The 17,916-nt window shown below is 65.0% G+C and carries 13 protein-coding genes; 3 read left to right on the plus strand and 10 right to left on the minus strand.

Annotation, left to right across the window (positions count from 1 at the left end; all coding sequences use genetic code 11):
* Nucleotides 1-131: 131 nt before the first annotated feature.
* From ACTZWT_RS05770 to ACTZWT_RS05795, 6 genes are all read right to left on the minus strand, one after another.
* Entirely contained in the window at nucleotides 132-1,121 is a 990-nt protein-coding gene (locus ACTZWT_RS05770; protein WP_444768744.1) for a hydroxyacid dehydrogenase, read from the minus strand.
* Between the two features lie 32 nt (nucleotides 1,122-1,153).
* A complete protein-coding gene (locus ACTZWT_RS05775; protein ID WP_444768745.1) occupies nucleotides 1,154-2,254 on the minus strand; it encodes an ABC transporter ATP-binding protein in 1,101 nt (366 codons plus the stop codon).
* A gap of 4 nt (nucleotides 2,255-2,258) precedes the next feature.
* The gene (locus tag ACTZWT_RS05780) at nucleotides 2,259-3,173 is read right to left on the minus strand and encodes a carbohydrate ABC transporter permease (protein ID WP_444768746.1); all 915 of its coding nucleotides are present in this window, start codon (nucleotides 3,171-3,173) and stop codon (nucleotides 2,259-2,261) included.
* Nucleotides 3,173-4,108, minus strand: a complete 936-nt coding sequence (locus ACTZWT_RS05785; RefSeq protein ID WP_444768747.1) for a carbohydrate ABC transporter permease — start codon at nucleotides 4,106-4,108, stop codon at nucleotides 3,173-3,175. The genes ACTZWT_RS05780 and ACTZWT_RS05785 overlap by 1 nt, the downstream gene beginning before the upstream one ends.
* A 138-nt stretch (nucleotides 4,109-4,246) precedes the next feature.
* Entirely contained in the window at nucleotides 4,247-5,662 is a 1,416-nt protein-coding gene (locus ACTZWT_RS05790) for an ABC transporter substrate-binding protein (protein WP_444768748.1), read from the minus strand.
* Between the two features lie 343 nt (nucleotides 5,663-6,005).
* Complete coding sequence (locus tag ACTZWT_RS05795; protein WP_444768749.1) at nucleotides 6,006-6,905, minus strand: DMT family transporter; 900 nt, start codon at nucleotides 6,903-6,905, stop codon at nucleotides 6,006-6,008.
* Between the two features lie 654 nt (nucleotides 6,906-7,559).
* Between ACTZWT_RS05795 and ACTZWT_RS05800 the strand changes: the two genes are divergently transcribed.
* From ACTZWT_RS05800 to ACTZWT_RS05810, 3 genes are all read left to right on the plus strand, one after another.
* Nucleotides 7,560-11,336 carry a vitamin B12-dependent ribonucleotide reductase gene (locus ACTZWT_RS05800; protein ID WP_444768750.1) on the plus strand — a complete coding sequence of 1,259 codons (3,777 nt, stop codon included), beginning with the start codon at nucleotides 7,560-7,562 and terminating at the stop codon, nucleotides 11,334-11,336.
* 342 nt (nucleotides 11,337-11,678) lie between these two features.
* Nucleotides 11,679-12,464 carry a hypothetical protein gene (locus ACTZWT_RS05805; protein ID WP_444768751.1) on the plus strand — a complete coding sequence of 262 codons (786 nt, stop codon included), beginning with the start codon at nucleotides 11,679-11,681 and terminating at the stop codon, nucleotides 12,462-12,464.
* A gap of 449 nt (nucleotides 12,465-12,913) precedes the next feature.
* Complete coding sequence (locus tag ACTZWT_RS05810) at nucleotides 12,914-13,447, plus strand: hypothetical protein (RefSeq protein ID WP_444768752.1); 534 nt, start codon at nucleotides 12,914-12,916, stop codon at nucleotides 13,445-13,447.
* A gap of 105 nt (nucleotides 13,448-13,552) precedes the next feature.
* Here ACTZWT_RS05810 and ACTZWT_RS05815 read toward each other — a convergent pair whose 3' ends face one another.
* The 4 genes from ACTZWT_RS05815 to ACTZWT_RS05830 form a co-directional block, all read right to left on the minus strand.
* Entirely contained in the window at nucleotides 13,553-13,849 is a 297-nt protein-coding gene (locus ACTZWT_RS05815; protein WP_444768753.1) for a type II toxin-antitoxin system HicB family antitoxin, read from the minus strand.
* Nucleotides 13,850-14,237: 388 nt separating this feature from the next.
* A complete protein-coding gene (locus ACTZWT_RS05820) occupies nucleotides 14,238-14,585 on the minus strand; it encodes a 5-carboxymethyl-2-hydroxymuconate Delta-isomerase (RefSeq protein WP_444768754.1) in 348 nt (115 codons plus the stop codon).
* Nucleotides 14,586-15,418: 833 nt separating this feature from the next.
* Nucleotides 15,419-17,077 carry an ABC transporter ATP-binding protein gene (locus ACTZWT_RS05825; RefSeq protein ID WP_444768755.1) on the minus strand — a complete coding sequence of 553 codons (1,659 nt, stop codon included), beginning with the start codon at nucleotides 17,075-17,077 and terminating at the stop codon, nucleotides 15,419-15,421.
* Nucleotides 17,074-17,913, minus strand: a complete 840-nt coding sequence (locus ACTZWT_RS05830) for an ABC transporter permease (protein WP_444768756.1) — start codon at nucleotides 17,911-17,913, stop codon at nucleotides 17,074-17,076. The genes ACTZWT_RS05825 and ACTZWT_RS05830 overlap by 4 nt, the downstream gene beginning before the upstream one ends.
* Nucleotides 17,914-17,916: the final 3 nt, after the last annotated feature.

The following is a 17,916-nucleotide window of genomic DNA, read 5'->3' on the forward strand; positions in this document are numbered from 1 at the left end:
TGTTTCGTGTGATGCAATGATCGTGGTTGCCGTCATTGCGAGCGAAGCGAAGCAATCCAGAATCTCAGTCCACGGAGCTGGATTGCTTCGTCGCTACGCTCCTCGCAATGACGGGGCCGAGATTTGTCGAACTAACCGAGCACGTCCTGATTGACGACATTCGCGGCGATCGGGGCGCCGTCGAGCGCGCTCAGTATGTTGCGCGCGGTCTGCTCGCCCATCCGGTCGAGCGCCTCGCGGGTGACGCCGGCGACGTGCGGCGCGATGATCACATTGGGCAGATCGAATAATTTGTGGCCGAGCGGCGGCGGCTCGACCTCGAACACGTCGAGCCCGGCGCCGGCGAGCCGGCCCGCGACCAGCGCGTCGTACAACGCCTGCTCGACGACGATGCCGCCGCGCGCGGTGTTGATCAGATACGCCGTCGCCTTCATCTTCGACAGCCGCGCCGCGTCGAACATCCCGGTGGTCTCCGGCGTCTTCGGGCAATGCAGGCTGACGAAATCGGCGCGCGGCAGCGCCGCGTCGAGATCGGGCACCGGCTCGCAGCCGGCCGCTTCGATCGCCGCGGCGGGCACGTAGGGATCGTACACCAGCACGGTCATTTCCATCGCCAGACAACGCTTGGCGGTGCGGGTGCCGATCCGGCCGAAGCCGACAATCAGCACGGTCTTGCCGAACAGGTCGAACGGCAGCAGGCCGAGCCGGGTCGCCCAGGCGCCGGTCTTGACCAGCGCGTGCAGCTCGACGCCGCGCTTGGCCAGCGTCAGCATCATGAACAGCGCCTGCTCGGCGACGGAGGGCGAATTCGCGGTGCCGGCGATCATCAGCGGCACCTTGCGCTTCGAAAGCGCCGGAACGTCGACCGCGTCGTAGCCGACGCCGATCCGCGCCACCACCTTCATGTCGCGCGACGCTTCCAGCTCGGCCTCGCCGAACCGCGTCGCGCCGAGCGCGACGCCGTGCACCGGCGCTTCCGTCTTCAGCAGCGCCTCGAAATCCGGCGCCGAGATCATGTTGGAGAATTCGATCACGTCGACGTCGGCGCGCTCCGCGAACAGCGCCCTTCCCCGTTCCGACAGCGATTCCGTGATCAGCAGTTTCTTCTTGTTGGTCGTCATTCCGGCCCCGTGGACGTCTCTCTGTCCGGCCTTCAGATCACGAGACCGGTCCCCTCGTCTATCAGGTGCATATTGTTGAGGTCCACCGCCAAACGCAACATGCCGCCATCCCGCGCCCCGGCATTCGGGCTGACGCGGCCGCAGACTTCGCTGCCGTTGAGGTTGAAATAGATCAGCGTCTCCATCCCCATCGGCTCGGTGACGTCGAGCAGCGCGTCGAACGTCGCGACGCCGGGCTCCAGCGTGGCCTTCGCGTCGGCGATGTGCTCCGGGCGGATGCCGAGCTGCAATTTCCTGTCGCGGGCGATGCCACGATAATGCGCCGCCTTCTGCTCCGGCACCGCCATCGCCAGCGTGTCCGACAGCCGGATCTGCAGCCGGCCGGCAACGTCCTCGAGCGTGCAGGGAATGAAATTCATCGCCGGCGAGCCGATGAAGCCGGCGACGAAGCGCGTCGCCGGGCGGTGATACAATTCGTTGGGCGTGCCGACCTGCTCGATCCGGCCATTGTTCATCACCACCACGCGATCCGCCAGCGTCATCGCCTCGACCTGGTCGTGGGTGACGTAGACCGTGGTGGTGCGGACCTTCTGGTGCACGCGCTTGATCTCGAACCGCATCTGCACCCGCAGCTGCGCGTCGAGATTGGACAGCGGCTCGTCGAACAGGAACACTTTCGGATTGCGGACGATGGCGCGGCCCATCGCCACGCGCTGGCGCTGGCCGCCGGAGAGCTGCTTCGGCTTGCGGTTGATCAGATCGGTGATGTCGAGCATCCGCGCGGCCTCGTCGACCCGCTGTTTGATCTCGGCCTTGGGATATTTCTTCAGCCGCAGCCCGAACGACATGTTCTCCGCCACCGTCATGTGCGGATACAGCGCGTAGTTCTGGAACACCATGGCGATGTCGCGGTCCTTCGGCGGCACGTCGTTGACGACGTCGCCGCCGATCACGATATCGCCGTCCGAGATCTCCTCCAGCCCCGCGATCATCCGCAGCGTCGTCGACTTGCCGCAGCCCGAGGGGCCGACGAACACCACGAACTCCTTGTCCGGAATGTCGAGATCGATGCCGCGGACGGCCTCGACGTCGTCGTAGCGCTTCACCACCTTGCGCAGATTGACTTCAGCCATGTCGTCACCCTTTGGTTGCGCCCGCGGTGAGCCCCGCGATGTAATAGTCCATCAGAAATGCGTAGATGATCAGCGGCGGCGCAGCGCCGAGCAGCGCGCCGGTCATGATCTGACCCCAGTTGAACACGTCGCCCTTGATCAACGTGGTGATGATGCCGACCGGCAGCACCAGTTGATCGGTCGAGGTGGTGAACACCAGCGGATACAGGAACTGCGCCCACGACACCGTGAAGGCGAAGATCGTCGCGGCGATGATGCCGGGCAGCGCCACCGGGATGAAGATCCGCGTCAGCGTCTGGAACCACGACGCGCCGTCGATGATCGCGGCTTCGTCGAGCTCCTTCGGGATCGAGGCGAAATAGCCGATCATGATCCAGGTGCAGAACGGCACCGTCAGCGTCGGATAGATGATCAGCAGCACGTACCAGCGGTTGATGAGCTGGATGCCGCTCCAGTCGCCGAACGTCGCGAACATTTTGAACAGCGGGATGAACAGCAGCGTGTCCGGGATCAGATAGGTCAGGAACACGCCGGTGGCGAGCGTCGCCGAGCCCCAGAACCGCATCCGCGCCAGCGCGAACGCCGCCGGCACGCTGATCAGCATGGTGATGGTGACGACGAAGATCGACACCATCGCCGAGTTGAAGAAGAACGTCAGGAACTGGTTCGACGTCAGCAACTGGATGTAATTGCCGAGCGTCGGGTGAAACACCCACCACGGATTGGTCGCCGCCGAAATCTCCTGGCTGCTCTTGAGCGAGGTGATCAGCATGTAGAGCGGCGGCACCAGCGAGAAAACGGCGAAGATCGTCAGAAAGAAATACGACCATTTCAGCGCCCAGGCGCGGTCGCGGCTGATGCTGCCGTAGCCGGGATTGCGCCGCGGCGCGGCCTTGTCGATCGTCAGCGTCGAGGCCATCAGCTTTCGTTCCCGCGTTTGTTGATGTCACGAAGGATGAAGATCGCCGCGACGCCGAGGATCGGCAGCATGAACAGCGACACGCTGGCGCCGAGCGGAATGTCCGAGCCCTCGATCCCGATCCGGAACGCCCAGGTCGCGAAGATGTGGGTGTGGTCGAGCGGGCCGCCGGCGGTGAGGATGCGGACGATGTCGAAATTCGCGAAGGTGACGATCAGCGAGAACAGCGTGGTGATGGCGATGATGTTGCGCATCATCGGCAGCGTCACGTACCACAGCTTCTGCCACCAGTTGGCGCCGTCGATCGCGGCTGCTTCGTAGAGCTGCTCCGGCACCGATTTCAGCGCCGCCAGATACATGATCATGAAGAACGGCGCGCCGTACCAGATATTGACCAGAATGACCGAAAACCGCGCCCAGCCCGCGTCGCCGGTCCACGGGATCGGGCCGATTCCGAACATCCCGAGCGTATAGTTGAACGCCGAATAGGACGGATCGAACAGCCACAGCCAGGCCAGCGTCGACATCGCCGGCGGGATCACCCACGGCACCAGCAGCATGCCGCGCCATTTGCGCTGGCCCTTGGCCGGCACGTTGTGGACGAAATGCGCGACGATGAAGCCGAGCAGCGCCTTGAACACCACCGCGGTGATGGCGAAAATGCAGCTCTGCTGCACCACCAGCCAGAAGGTGTCGCGCTTGAACAGGAACAGGAAATTGTCGAAACCGACGAAGCGCTGCATCGATTTGTTCAGCGTCGACAGGTGCACCGCATAGAACGCCGGATAGACCACCAGCACGCCGATCAGCACGATCAGCGGCAGCGCCATCAGGAACGCCACCATCGATTTGCGCTTCATCATCGCCGCGAGCCCGCCGCGCCGGCGGCGGGGTGCCGCGGCGACGCGGCCGGGCTGATACGGAATGTCGACCATCGAAGGCTCCTCCTCGTCATTGCGAGGAGCGAAGCGACGAAGCAATCCAGGGGCGCAGCATGCGGTGCTCTGGATTGCTTCGCCTTCGGCTCGCAATGACGAACTTAGACGTTGCGTGAGTCTCGGCTTGTTGCGCCGTCAGCTTCGCATGAAGCCCTCGCACTCGCCTTCGGCCCAGGCGAGCGTCTTCTCCATCGCCTCGCCCTGATAGTGGCGCACGCACATCTTGGTCAGCGTCGCCTGCGCGTAGATCTGCTGCGCGATCTTCGGCGGCGCCGGCGACGCGGCGATCGACAGCGTCTGGCGCTGATACGGGTCGGGATAGCTGAACAGCGTGCCCTTCGGCGGCGCCTGCTCGGCCCAGACCTTCAGCTTGGTGAGGTTGGCGAAGGCCGGCAGGTCGTAGCCGCCCGACGCCGCCACCAGTTTCTCGATCGACTCCGGCTGCGACAGATGCCGCAGCAGGCTCTTGGCCGCCTCCTTGTTCTTGGAGAACGTCCAGGTGGTCCAGAAGAACGGCAGGAACGGCGCGTAGCGGCCCTTCGGCCCCTTCGGGAAGCCGTGGGTCCAGAGCTGCTCGGCGACCTGCGGCGCGTCGCGCTTGGCGACCGCCCAGGCGCTCGGCGGGTTCATGATCATCGCGCCGCGGCCGGAGACGATCCATTTGTTGTTCGACGAGTCGTCCCAGGCGGTGACGTCGGCCGGCAGGAACGCCATCAGCTTCTTGTAGAATTCCAGCACCTGACGGACCTCGTCGGTCTTCACCGTGACGTTGCCCTTGCTGTCGACGAGCTGCGCGCCGAACGCCTGAAAGAACGCGCCGGCGCTGTCGACGCTGTCGGAGGTCTCGCCGAGCCCGATGCCGAACGGCACGCCGGCCTTGTGGCAGGCCTCCGCCGCCTTCAGGAACGTCTCCATGTTCCAGTCGTCGTCCTTCGGCTCGCTGCCGGCCGGATACATCGCCTGGATGTCGAGATTGGCGTGCTTCTTCAACAGGTCGATGCGCGTGCACGGCCCCTTGATCTGGCTGCCGATGCAGGACGGCACCGCGAGCCATTTGCCGTCGCGCTTGGCGAGATATTCGACGGTGTTGTTGACCTTGCCGTTCTGCTTGATCAGGTCTTCCATCAGGTCGTTGACCGGCTCGATCAGTTCGGCATTGGCGTGCGGCCACCAGGTCGGCATCGACAGGATGTCGTGGCCGGATTTAGCCTGCGCTTCGGCGGCGATGGTGAGCAGGTTCTTGTTGCCCTGGCTCGGGATGTAGTCGATCGAGACCTCGACCTTCTCCTTCTCGCCCCATTGCTTGACGAGTTCGGTGCAGGTGTTGTTGGCGCCGGGGACCCAATGGTCCCAGAACCCCATCGTCAGCTTGCCGGCGGCGTGGGCGCCGCGGACGTAGGGCGCGGTGACCAGCGCCGCCGAGGTGATGGCGGTGGCGGCGACGAACTGACGGCGGCTGAGCTTGTTCCGAGGACTGGCGGCGAGCGATTGGGCAGCGGGCGATTTGGCAGCGGGCGACTTGGCAGCGGGCGACTTGGCATCATCCGACATGTGGCATTCCTCCCTGGTGAGCCAATGCGATGGTCTGGGGCCTTTGAAGCGCTTTTGTTGTTGGTGGCGCGGCTCTGAAGGCCGCTTGCGCCACGGACGCAGCATTCCGGTGTCGCGATGATCTGATCAGAATTGTTCGCGACTGTCGAGAAATCTGATCGATTAGTTGATCAAATGATTAGTTGATGCTGTTTGCACAGCAGCGCGCGCACTGCAACACGAAGCGATGGCCGGGTGTTTGTCGCGGCCGTCCGGGCTGCACTGCGCTGCACACTGTTTCGATTGCAGCGCAATCATCGCGCGGCACGCCGCGCGATCGCCGCTCCGGCGCACAACTATCCGGTTAGGACCGCGTCGCCAGCGCCACGCCGGCGAGCGTCAGCCCCAATGCCGCGATCTGGCCGAGGCCGAGCGGCTCGTGCAGCGCGATCGCCGAGGCCACCACCCCGATCACCGGCACCGCCATTGTGCCGATCGCCGCGACCGAGGCGGGCAGCCGCTGCAGCGCCGCGAACCAGCACAGATAAGCGAGGCAGAACTGGATCAGCGTCAGGTAAGCGAGCCCGGCCCAGCCATAGGCCGTGGTCGCAGCGAAATTCGGCACTTCGAATGCGAGACCGACCGCGGTCACCGGAATGCAGCCGAGCCCGATCTGCCACGCCGCCGAGGTCGCGCCCGGAAGCTGAATTGGAAACCGCTTCAGGAAGATGGTGCCGAGCGCGAAACCGATCGCGCCGGACAGCGCCAGCGCCACGCCCGGCCATTTCGCGGCGCTGGCCGCGAGCCCGTCGGCGCCCATCAGCGCGGCGATGCCGCCGAACCCCATCACCAGCGCCAGCACGCGCCGCGCGGTCAGCCGCTCGCCGAGCAGCGGCCAGGCCAGGAGCGCGGTCCACACCGGCATCGAATAGCCGATCACCGCGGTTTCGCCGGCCGGCAGCCACAGCAGCGCCAGCCCCATCACCACCATCCACAGCGTGACGTTGAACACCGTCGAGATCGCCAGCCGCCCCCACAGCGCCCGCGGCACGCGCAGCGAGTCGCCGCGCAGCGCCGCATAGGCGAACAGCAGCAGCGAGCCGGCGATCCCCGGCAGGCCGCGCGCCGGCAGCGGCGGCCATTCCGAGATCACGTATTTTGACACCGGCCAGGCCAGCCCCCACGCCACCGAGGTGACGGCGAGCAGGACGAGGCCGCCGGTCGCGACGCGCGGCGGCGCGGCGGCGGGAGATGGGTCGGACATGGGGAACACCCGGCAGGAAGAACGGCGCCACCATGCCGGTATCGGCGTCCCGTCACCACCCGAAAAAGCGTTCCGGTGGCGCGCCGCGGTGAGTCGCGCATGGCAAGCCCTTCGCGCGAAAATATACCTGCCCTGTGAACAGCGGGTGCAGTCCGGATTCCGACCCCGTCGGGCGAATTTTTACCCTTTGGAATCCGTGAGGACTCACCGATACTTGGCGACATCAGGACGCGGCCGAGCCCCCTGTTTTCCACGTAGTTCCACCATATTTAGTATTTGATTCAGGAACCCGCACTATTGCTTGACGGGTCAGACGGAGTCGGCCTAGCTTCAGGGCCTGTCCGGCGAGGGGGTTTTTGGTCCCGCCGGACATTCCCAGAAGGGTACCGAGCCGACCACCTCCGACAAGCCTGAACGGCATCGGGGTATGGGGTTATCTGTGCCCGAAACCGGCTGTTTGGGCGCAAAAGACGGGTCGTAAAACGGCTCGCTTTGAAGCGTGGGGCGTTAGAGGATCAGGGCCGCGGTTGAAGGCAATCGCGGGCGCTGCCTCCGAGACAGAACAGGGCCGGACCACGGCTCGCACGGCGAACCGAACGGTTCGCGACCAACAACTTTCGGGCCCACGGGGTCCGGCATAGAACGGGGCATCAGATGAAGATCGAACGGCGCTACACCACGGACGGCCAGTCACCCTACGCGGCGATTCAATTCCGGCTGACGACGAGCGAGATCCGCAATCCGGACGGCTCGGTGGTGTTCCGCCTCGAGAATGTCGAAGTGCCCGAGGCCTGGTCGCAGGTCGCCTCCGACGTGCTGGCGCAGAAATATTTCCGGAAAGCGGGCGTCGCGGCGCGCTTGAAGAAGGTCGAGGAAGAGACCGTGCCGTCCTGGCTGTGGCGCTCGGTGCCCGACACCGAGGCGCTCGCCGCCCTGCCTGAGGCCGAGCGCTTCGTCTCCGAGCATTCCTCCAAGCAGGTGTTCGACCGCCTCGCCGGCTGCTGGACCTATTGGGGCTGGAAGGGCGACTACTTCTCGTCGGAAGACGACGCCCGCGCGTTCCACGACGAGCTGCGCTACATGCTGGCGTCGCAGATGGTCGCGCCGAATTCGCCGCAATGGTTCAACACCGGCCTGCACTGGGCCTACGGCGTCGACGGCCCCGGCCAGGGCCACTATTACGTCGACTACAAGACCGGCAAGCTGACCAAGTCGAAATCCGCCTACGAGCACCCGCAGCCGCACGCCTGCTTCATCCAGGGCATCGAGGACGACCTCGTCAACGAGGGCGGCATCATGGACCTGTGGGTGCGCGAGGCGCGGCTGTTCAAATACGGCTCCGGCACCGGCTCGAACTTCTCCCGCCTGCGCGGCGAAGGCGAAAAGCTCTCCGGCGGCGGCCGCTCCTCCGGCCTGATGAGCTTCCTCAAGATCGGCGACCGCGCCGCCGGCGCGATCAAGAGCGGCGGCACCACGCGCCGCGCCGCCAAGATGGTCGTGGTCGACGCCGACCATCCGGACATCGAGAACTACATCGACTGGAAGGTGAAGGAGGAGCAGAAGGTCGCAGCGCTCGTCACCGGCTCCAAGCTCAACCAGAAGCACCTCAAGGCGATCCTGAAGGCCTGCGTCAACTGCCAGGGCTCGGGCGACGACTGCTTCGATCCCGACAAGAACCCGGCGCTGCGCCGCGAGGTCAAGATCGCGCGCCGCGCGCTGGTCACCGATGCGATGATCAAGCGCGTCATCCAATACGCCAAGCAGGGCTACAAGGAGATCGACTTCCCAATCTACGACACCGACTGGGATAGCGAGGCCTACCTCACCGTCTCCGGCCAGAACTCCAACAACTCGGTATCGCTGAAGGATGATTTCCTGCGCGCGGTCGAGACCGACGGCGACTGGAATCTGACCAGCCGCACCACCAAGAAGGTGATGAAGACGCTGAAGGCCCGCGACCTCTGGGAGAAGATCGGCACCGCCGCCTGGGCCAGCGCCGATCCCGGCCTGCACTTCAACACCACGATGAACGACTGGCACACCTGCAAGGCGTCGGGCGACATCCGCGCGTCCAATCCGTGCTCGGAATACATGTTCCTCGACGACACCGCCTGCAATCTGGCGTCGGCGAACCTGCTGACCTTCTACGACACCACCGCCAATGTGTTCGACCTGCCCGCCTATGAGCATCTGTGCCGGCTGTGGACCGTGGTGCTGGAAATCTCGGTGCTGATGGCGCAGTTCCCGTCCAAGCAGATCGCCGAGCTGTCTTACGAATTCCGCACGCTCGGCCTCGGCTTCGCCAATATCGGCGGCCTGCTGATGACCATGGGCCTCAGCTACGACAGCAAGGAAGGCCGCGCGCTGTGCGGCGCGCTGTCGGCGATCATGACCGGCGTGTCGTATGCGACCTCGGCCGAGATGGCCCAGAAGCTCGGCCCGTTCCCCGGCTACAAGAAGAACGCCGCCCACATGCTGCGCGTGATCCGCAATCACCGCCGCGCCGCCCACGGCGAGAGCCGCGGCTATGAGGCGCTGTCGGTGGCGCCGGTGCCGCTCGACCATGCCGGCTGCCCGATCCCCGAAGCGATCGCGCATGCCAAAGCGGCGTGGGACCGCGCGCTCGAACTCGGCGAGCTGCACGGCTACCGCAACGCGCAGGTCTCCGTGGTGGCGCCAACCGGCACCATTGGTCTGGTGATGGATTGCGACACCACCGGCATCGAGCCCGATTTCGCGCTGGTGAAGTTCAAGAAGCTCGCCGGCGGCGGCTACTGGAAGATCATCAACCGCGCGGTGCCGGCCGCCTTGCGCATCCTCGGCTATCCGGAAAACCAGATCGCCGAGATCGAGGCCTACGCGGTCGGCCACGGCTCGCTCAGCAACGCGCCGGCGATCAACCGTTCGACCCTCAAAGCCAAGGGCTTCACCGACGAGGCGCTGGCGAAAGTCGAGGCCGCATTGCCGACCGCCTTTGACATCAAATTCGCCTTCAACAAATGGACCTTTGGCGAAGACTTCCTGCGCGAGACGCTGAAGCTCGAAGCCGAGCAGATCGCCCAGCCCAGCTTCGACCTCTTGGCCGCGATCGGCTTCTCCAAGCGCGAGATCGAGGCCGCCAACATCCACATCTGCGGCGCGATGACCGTGGAAGGCGCGCCGCATCTGAAGGCCGAGCACTACAGCGTGTTCGATTGCGCCAATCCCTGCGGCAAGGTCGGCAAGCGCTATCTGTCGGTCGAAAGCCACATCCGGATGATGGCCGCGGCGCAGCCGTTCATCTCGGGTGCGATCAGCAAGACCATCAACATGCCGAACGACGCCACGGTGGAGGACTGCAAGTCCGCCTATATGCTGTCGTGGAAGCTCGCGCTGAAAGCGAATGCCCTCTATCGCGACGGCTCAAAACTGTCGCAGCCGTTGAACTCGCAGCTGATCGCCGACGACGACGAGGACGACGACGCGCTCGACGCCTTCATGGAGAAGCCGATGGCGGCGCGCACCGCCCAGATCTCCGAGAAGGTGGTGGAGCGCCTGGTCGAGCGCATCGTGGTGATGCGCGAGCGCGAGAAGATGCCGGACCGCCGCAAGGGCTACACCCAGAAGGCGGTCGTCGGCGGCCACAAGGTCTATCTGCGCACCGGCGAATATGACGACGGCCGGATCGGCGAGATCTTCATCGACATGCACAAGGAAGGCGCCGCACTGCGCTCCTTCATCAACAATTTCGCGATCGCGGTGTCGCTCGGCCTGCAATACGGCGTGCCGCTCGAGGAATATGTCGACGCCTTCACCTTCACGCGATTCGAGCCCGCCGGCCCGGTCCAGGGCAACGACTCGATCAAATACGCGACCTCGATCCTCGACTACGTGTTCCGCGAACTCGCCGTCAGCTACATGGGCCGCTTCGACCTCGCCCATGTCGATCCCAGCGAGACCGGCTTCGACGCCATCGGCAAGGGCGTCGACGAAGGCAAGGCGCCGGAAGGCTCCACGCCGGGCCAGCACGCCGCGACCAAATATCTGTCGAAGGGCCTGACCCGCTCGCGCACCGACAATCTGGTGGTGATGCGCAGCGCGCCGGCCGCGCCCGACGGCGGCTCGGCGCCGGTCAAGATGGCCTACTCGCAGCCGGACACCCACGCCAAGTCGACCTCCCGCATCGGCGACGTCCTCGAAGGCGCTACCGCGCTGAAGCAGGAAGCCGAGCACGATCTGTCGCCGACCGAAAAGCTCGAAGCCCTGCAATGGAGCCGCGCCGGCGCCGCCGCCACGACCCAGCCCGCAGCCTCGAAAGCCGAACGCCGCGCCGAAGCCAAGGCGCGGGGTTACGAGGGCGACTCCTGCGGCGAATGCGGGAATTTCACGCTGGTGCGGAACGGGACTTGTATGAAGTGCGATACGTGCGGGAGCACGACGGGGTGTTCTTAAGTTACTAGTCCACAGGTTGAAGGGCGGCGGCTACTCGCCGCCCTTGACACAATAGAACAAATCACGAACTACTCACTTACCAACTCGGAGAAAGGCTATGGCTACTAACCCACCTAAAGGCGATGGTCATCGCAACGGCGCGGTGAGAGATCGCTCGCAGACGTACAACACCAAAACTGAGACTTGGGTTAAACGGGATAGCGAGACGGGCCGATTCATGGATGTAAAATCCGACGGCAAGCCGTTCAAGGGTGTGCGGAAGGAGGATTAGCCCATCGGACAGGCACGGGTCGAGCGCGGCGTGCCACGGCCAGGACCGCACCATCCACACTATCGTCTAGCTTGCTTGGCGACATCATGATAATTTTTGACTTTCTTACCCAAGACGAAATCGACGACCTTCCGGATGACGATCCGCAGGCAGCTTTCGTTACTTTTGTCAGGATTGCCCAACGCCGTCTTGGAGAGCGGGTCTCTCGTATAGATGACGGGGATTCTGCTGGATGGGACGAAAGGAATGAAGCGCGTCTCGGCTTCATGAATGTGGCAATTGCCGCTGCGAAAAAGTATGAAATTGAACCGTTTGCCTCACTCGCAGTCCCGCGAGTTAACGATTTCGGCAACGATGAGCATCGTCAATTTAAGCAGGACTTAGATCACTATCTCACCCAACTCCTGCTCGACAACAGTTCACGATCAAAGAAAGACTCCGTCACCATATCTCCTCAGGTAAGGGACTCTATCCGCACATATGCTTTTCACCTACGAAAATTGATCGAAGACGCTGGCGATTTGGATGAAGCAAAACGCCAAGTTCTACTGCGCCGCTTGACCGACTTTGAGGCTGAGTTGGATAAGAAGCGTCTAAGTTTGTTGGCTGTCACAACTCTTGCAATTACGATTGCCGGCGCACCAGGCGCGCTGTGGTCTTCGGCCGAAGTTGCCAACAAGCTACTAACCAACATCCTGAGGACGGTTGGAGAAGCAAAAGTTGCTGATGATGCCGCGCGCTTACTGCCGCCATCTACTCCCCCAATGACACTAAGCGCCCCGCGCCCCACAGGGAAAGATACCGTCAAGACAATTCCAGCTCGACCGTCCGAGACGGATGACGACATTCCGTTCTGAGCGAGCATAGCCGGTAGCAAGCGTAGGATGGGTTGAGCGAAGCGAAACCCATCGCTTCGTTCCGGCTGCCGTGGGTTTCGCTGCGCTCAACCCACGCTACAGTCCCGTGCCAATGCTACTCCGCCGCCGCCCGCTCCGCCTGCGGTCTGACGTACGCCACCAAGGTGTCGGCAGCAAGCGTAGCCCGGGTGAGCGCAGCGATACCCGGGACTCTTCATCTCGCTGAAACGCTGCTCCCCGATGGCGCTTCACTCATCAGCCCGACAGGTTTACTGTCGGATGCCGACGGGCGCTCCGGTCGTCCGAACACATGCTGTGGCAGTCAGTTGCTGATGGGTCTTCCGCTCAGAGCCCTCGTCGTTTTCCTCGTCCTCGCCGCCATCTACGCGGCTTGGTTCAGGACGACCACGCGGTCCGTCACGACAAGGCTCGGGTCGACGGATTACGAGATGACCTACACGATGACGTGGGGTCCCTCCGACATGAAGGAGAAAATGACGTTGACGCAGATCGGCGATCCCAAATCCTCCACGTCCACGGATTGGATCGCGGTCTGGGATAAGCCTTACAGTTCGGGAGCCGTCGTTTACGCGCACGACGACGGACAGAGTTATGATATCGGCATCGGCCATGATCTCTATCGCTTCATCCCGGGCCGCGGGCTTACTCCCGGGTCTTGCGAGTGGACCAGCTCTCCCAAGCTCACAACGCTCGCGAAACGACTGTTCGAGTTGCGCTCAAAGGGACAACAAGCCGAGGACATCGACCCCGGCGCAAGACGCCGTTTTGAAATGCTGCAGCCGGGCGATGCGGGCGGCCCCATCCCGACTGATCCGCCCTCCTCCAGATACTACCTCGGCCTGAAATATCTCGGGCGGTTCGGGCTCACGGCTGTATCAGACAGCAGCGAACGCGAGGTTCGTTTCATGCCCGCGGAGAGCAGCCCGGAGCCCCGCTTGGCTCTGCATGAAGCCTGCCCGTGATCGCAGGTCAGCAAGCGTAGGATGGGTTGAGCGAAGCGAAACCCATTTCGTTCTGGCTGCCGTGGGTTTCGCTGCGCTCAACCCACGCTACAATTTCGCACCAAACTACTCCGCCGCCGCCCTCGCCGCCTGCGGCCTGACGAATGCCACCACGGCGTCGGCGGCGTCCGCCGTGAAGTCCGGATCGTCGCGCAATTGTTCGAGGCTGCGCGGCTGCGGGATCGGGTCGCCGTCGGCGCGCAGCAGCGCGAGGTGACCGCCGAGCGCTTCGGCGGCGTTGTCGATCGCCTGCTCGAAGGTGTCGCCCGCCGAGATGCAGCCGGGCACGTCGGGAAAGGCGACGCCGTAGGACGTGTCGCGGTCCTTGTAGACCAGCGCCAGATAGCCGGACGTTGCGCTCACCGGACCTCCTTCAGGCCTGCCTGCCGAGTGACCGAACGAACGATCTTCGGATGCAGGTCTTTCTTCGGATCAGGTCTTTCTTCGGATGCGGGACCGTCACCTTACCAGCTTTTACAACCCCCTTCATCGTCATTCCGGGATGCGCTGCGGAGCAGCGCAGGCCCGGAGTCCATAGCCCCTGGACTCGCGATGAGACACGGCGCGGTTGATCATTGATGCCGGGGGGTATGGATTCCGGGTTCGCGCTGCGCGCGCCCCGGAATGACGAGGACGCGTCGTCGTGGGGTGGGCAAAGGCGCGGAGCGCCGTGCCGACGTCGGAGGTCGCGACCTCGGGAGACGCTGCGCGTGGGCACGCTTCGCTTTGCCCACCCTACACGGGCTCCGGACTACGCCCCCTTCAACCGCTTCTTGTACGCCACCGGGTCCATGTCGCGGATGTCGACGCTGAGGCTGACGATGTCGGGGCAGTGCTCGACGAGAGTCTGGCGCAGCGCGATGCTGAGCGCCTCCTTCTGCTCCGGGGTGCGGCCGGCCAGCAGGTACACGGCGAGATGGACGAAGCTGTCGCGCCGGCCGGCGACGAGATAGTCGTCGAAGCCGCGGGCGCGGATCTTGATGTCGGCGGCGTGCATCACCCCGGTCGCCGCGGCGGCGACGGCGAGCCCGTCCATCATCGGCGCGATGCGGTCGCGGCCGAGATCTTCGCCCGAGTAATCGATCACGAGATGCGGCATCGCCCTGCTCCGGTTCGTCCACGCCAGTCCGGCGGCTGTTGTTGGCGCTCGCGCCGGCGCGGTCAAGCCCGCGCGCCGCCGTCATTCCGGGATGCGCTGCGCAGCAGCGCAGGCCCGGATCCATAGCCCCTGGACTCGCGGTGAAGCACGACGCGCTTGAGCGACGCCAGGGGCTATGGATTCCGGGTTCGCCGCTGCGCGGCGCCCCGGAATGACAACGCGCGAAAATGTCCGCACCGCACCTCTTGACAAAATTCCTATAGGATAGTATACCCACGCTCATCCCGCCCCATCGAGAGGGGCGTTTCGCGATCGTCACGATCCGCGGGGCGGGAGGCGGTGGACGCGGGCGGCGTTCGAGTTTCCGATCGCGCCGGGGGTAACCCTGGCGAGGGTGACGAAACTGACGGCCACGCCGAACGCGGACGGCCGAAGTCGCGATATCCCGGCGCATCGCCTTGCGCAGGGAGCAGCGCCAAGCCGCGCCGGCCTGACCGCCGGCGAGGACGGTGCGTCAGCCTCCCGCAACGGTGGATCACTCAGGGTCGCCCACCGGGGGTCTTCGCGAACCAGGCCGTTAACACCATCGCGTGCGGAACGCCGGATGATTCCGGCGTGACCGTGGTTGCTAACTCGTGTGCTTTTTACTTTTGCACACGAGGCCATGGACGCGTCGAGCGTCCGGCGTTCCGCACGCCCTCTCGTCGCAGAGGGCGGAACGTTTCTGGCAAAGCCCGGGCGCATGCGCGCCGCGGGATCGCGCAGCCGTGGCCCTCGAAGCCGTGGCCCTCGATCACGCCGCCGCTGCTGCTGGGCGGGCCGATCCGCCGCGGTCAGGCGATCATCGCGCCGGGGGCCGGAGCGGCGTGCGGGCCGGCGAACAGGCTGCGGCCCGGGATCGCATCGAGCAGCGCGCGGGTGTAGGCGTGTTGCGGCGCGGTGAACACCGCGCGGGTCTCGCCCTGCTCGACGATCTCGCCGCGGCGCATCACCACGATCCGGTCGGCGATCTCGGCCGCGACCCGCAGATCATGGGTGATGAACAGCATCGCGAGGTTCATTTCCTCGCGCAGCTCCGCCAGCAGCGCCAGGATCTGCGCCTGCACCGAAACGTCGAGCGCGGACACGGCCTCGTCCGCCACCAGCACCAGCGGCTTCAGCGCCAAAGCGCGCGCGATGCAGATGCGCTGCCGCTGGCCGCCGGAGAATTCGTGCGGATAGCGCTCGGCCGCGCCGGGCTCGAGGCCGACCCGGGCCAGCAGCCGTTTCGCATCGGCGACCGCCTCCGCCGGCGGCGCCCCATAGGCCATCGGCCCGCGCGCGATGGCGTCGCCGACCTTCTGGCGCGGATCGAGCGCCGCGTAGGGATCCTGAAACACGATCTGCACCTTGCGGCGCATCGCCCGCAACCGGCTTCCCCGCAGCTCGAGAAGATCGACGCCGCCGAATTCGATCGCGCCGGCATCGGGATCGATCAGCCGCATGATGATCCGGCCGAGCGTCGATTTGCCCGAGCCGGATTCGCCGACCACCGCCACCGTCTCGCGCGGACGCAGGCTGAGCGCGACGTCGCGCACCGCCACCACCGTCCGGTCCGGCCGGAACAGCCCCTGCCCGGTGACGAAGGTCTTGTTCAGCCCCTGCGCGTCGAGCAACGCTTCGCCCTCGATCCCGCGGAAGGTCCCGGACGCCGGCCGCGAGCCCGGCACCGCGGCGATCAGCGCCTTGGTGTAGTCGTCGGTCGGCCGCCGCAGCACCTCGTCGACGCTGCCCTGTTCGACGACGCGGCCGTTCCGCATCACCACCACGCGATCGGCGATATCGGCGACCACGCCGAAATCATGGGTGATGAACAGCACGCCCATGCCGCGCTCGGCCTGCAATTTCCGGATCAGCGCCAGGATCTGCTTCTGGGTGGTGACGTCGAGCGCCGTGGTCGGCTCGTCGGCGAGAAGCAGCGCCGGGTTGTTCGACATCGCCATCGCGATCATCACGCGCTGCCGCTGACCGCCGGAGAGCTGGAACGGATAGCTGCGGACCAGCGTCGACGGCTCCGGCAGGCCGACCGCGGAAATCAGCTCCAGCACCCGCGCGTCGAGTTCGGCCCGGGTCGGGCGCGGCTTCGCGTGAATGCGGATCGCTTCCGCGATCTGGTCGCCGACCCGCGCCAGCGGATTGAGCGCGCTCAACGGCTCCTGAAAGATCATCGAGATCGCGCCGCCGCGCAGTCCGCGCATCGCGTCCTCATCGGCGTGAGCGAGGTCGGCGCCGCGAAACCGGATGGCGCCGGCGCCGATCTCGAGATTCGGCGGCAGCAGCCGCAGCACCGCATGCGCGGTGATCGATTTGCCCGAACCGGATTCCCCGACCAGGCAGACGATCTCGTTACGGCGCACGCTCAGCGACACGTCCGCGACCGCATGGCTGCGATCGCCGCCATGCGGCAGCGCCACCGACAGATTCTCGACGGACAGCAGGATATCGTCGCTCATGCGTTGCGCGCCTTTCTGGAAATGCGCGGGTTCAACGTGTCGTTCAGGCCCTCGCCGACCAGGTTGATCGCCAGAACGGTGAGCAGGATCGCGATGCCTGGAAACACGCTCATCCACCACGCCTGGCGGATCACCGTGCGCGACGCGCCGATCATCAGCCCCCAGGACATCTGATTGGGATCGCCGAGCCCCATGAAGCTGAGTGCGCTCTCGATCAGGATCGCCGTCGCAATCGTCAGCGATCCGGTGACGATGATCGGCGAAATCGCATTGGGCAGGATGTGGCGGAGCACCACGGCCATCGGCGCCTGGCCCTGGCAGACCGCGGCCTGCACGAATTCGCGACCGCGCAGCCGCAGAAACTCGGCGCGCGTCAGCCGCGCCAGCGGCGGCCAGCTCACCGCGCCGATCGAAATGATCACGTTGGTCAAAGTCGGCCCGATCGTCGCGACCAGCAGAATGGCGAGAATGAAGCCGGGAATGGTCTGAAACAGCTCGGTGATCCGCATCATCAGCTCGTCGACCTTGCCGCCGAAGTAACCGGCAATCGCGCCGATCACCACGCCGATGCACAACGCCGCCAGCGTCGAGGCGATGCCGATGGTGAGCGACACCCGCGCGCCATAGGCGATGCCGGCGGCGACGTTGCGCCCCAGCATGTCCGATCCGAGCGGCAGTCCCTCGCTCGCAGGCGGCTGAAACGGCGCCGCCACCATGTCCCATGGATCATCGGGAAAGATCGCGGGCGCAGCCGCCGCGAGGACGACGACGCCGACCAGGATCACGAGACCGATCACGCCGGTGGGATGGCGCAGGAACGCCTTCAGCCTATCCATTAC

Origin of the sequence: Rhodopseudomonas sp. NSM (assembly GCF_052445935.1) — a bacterium.
Taxonomy (GTDB): Bacteria; Pseudomonadota; Alphaproteobacteria; order Rhizobiales; family Xanthobacteraceae; genus Rhodopseudomonas.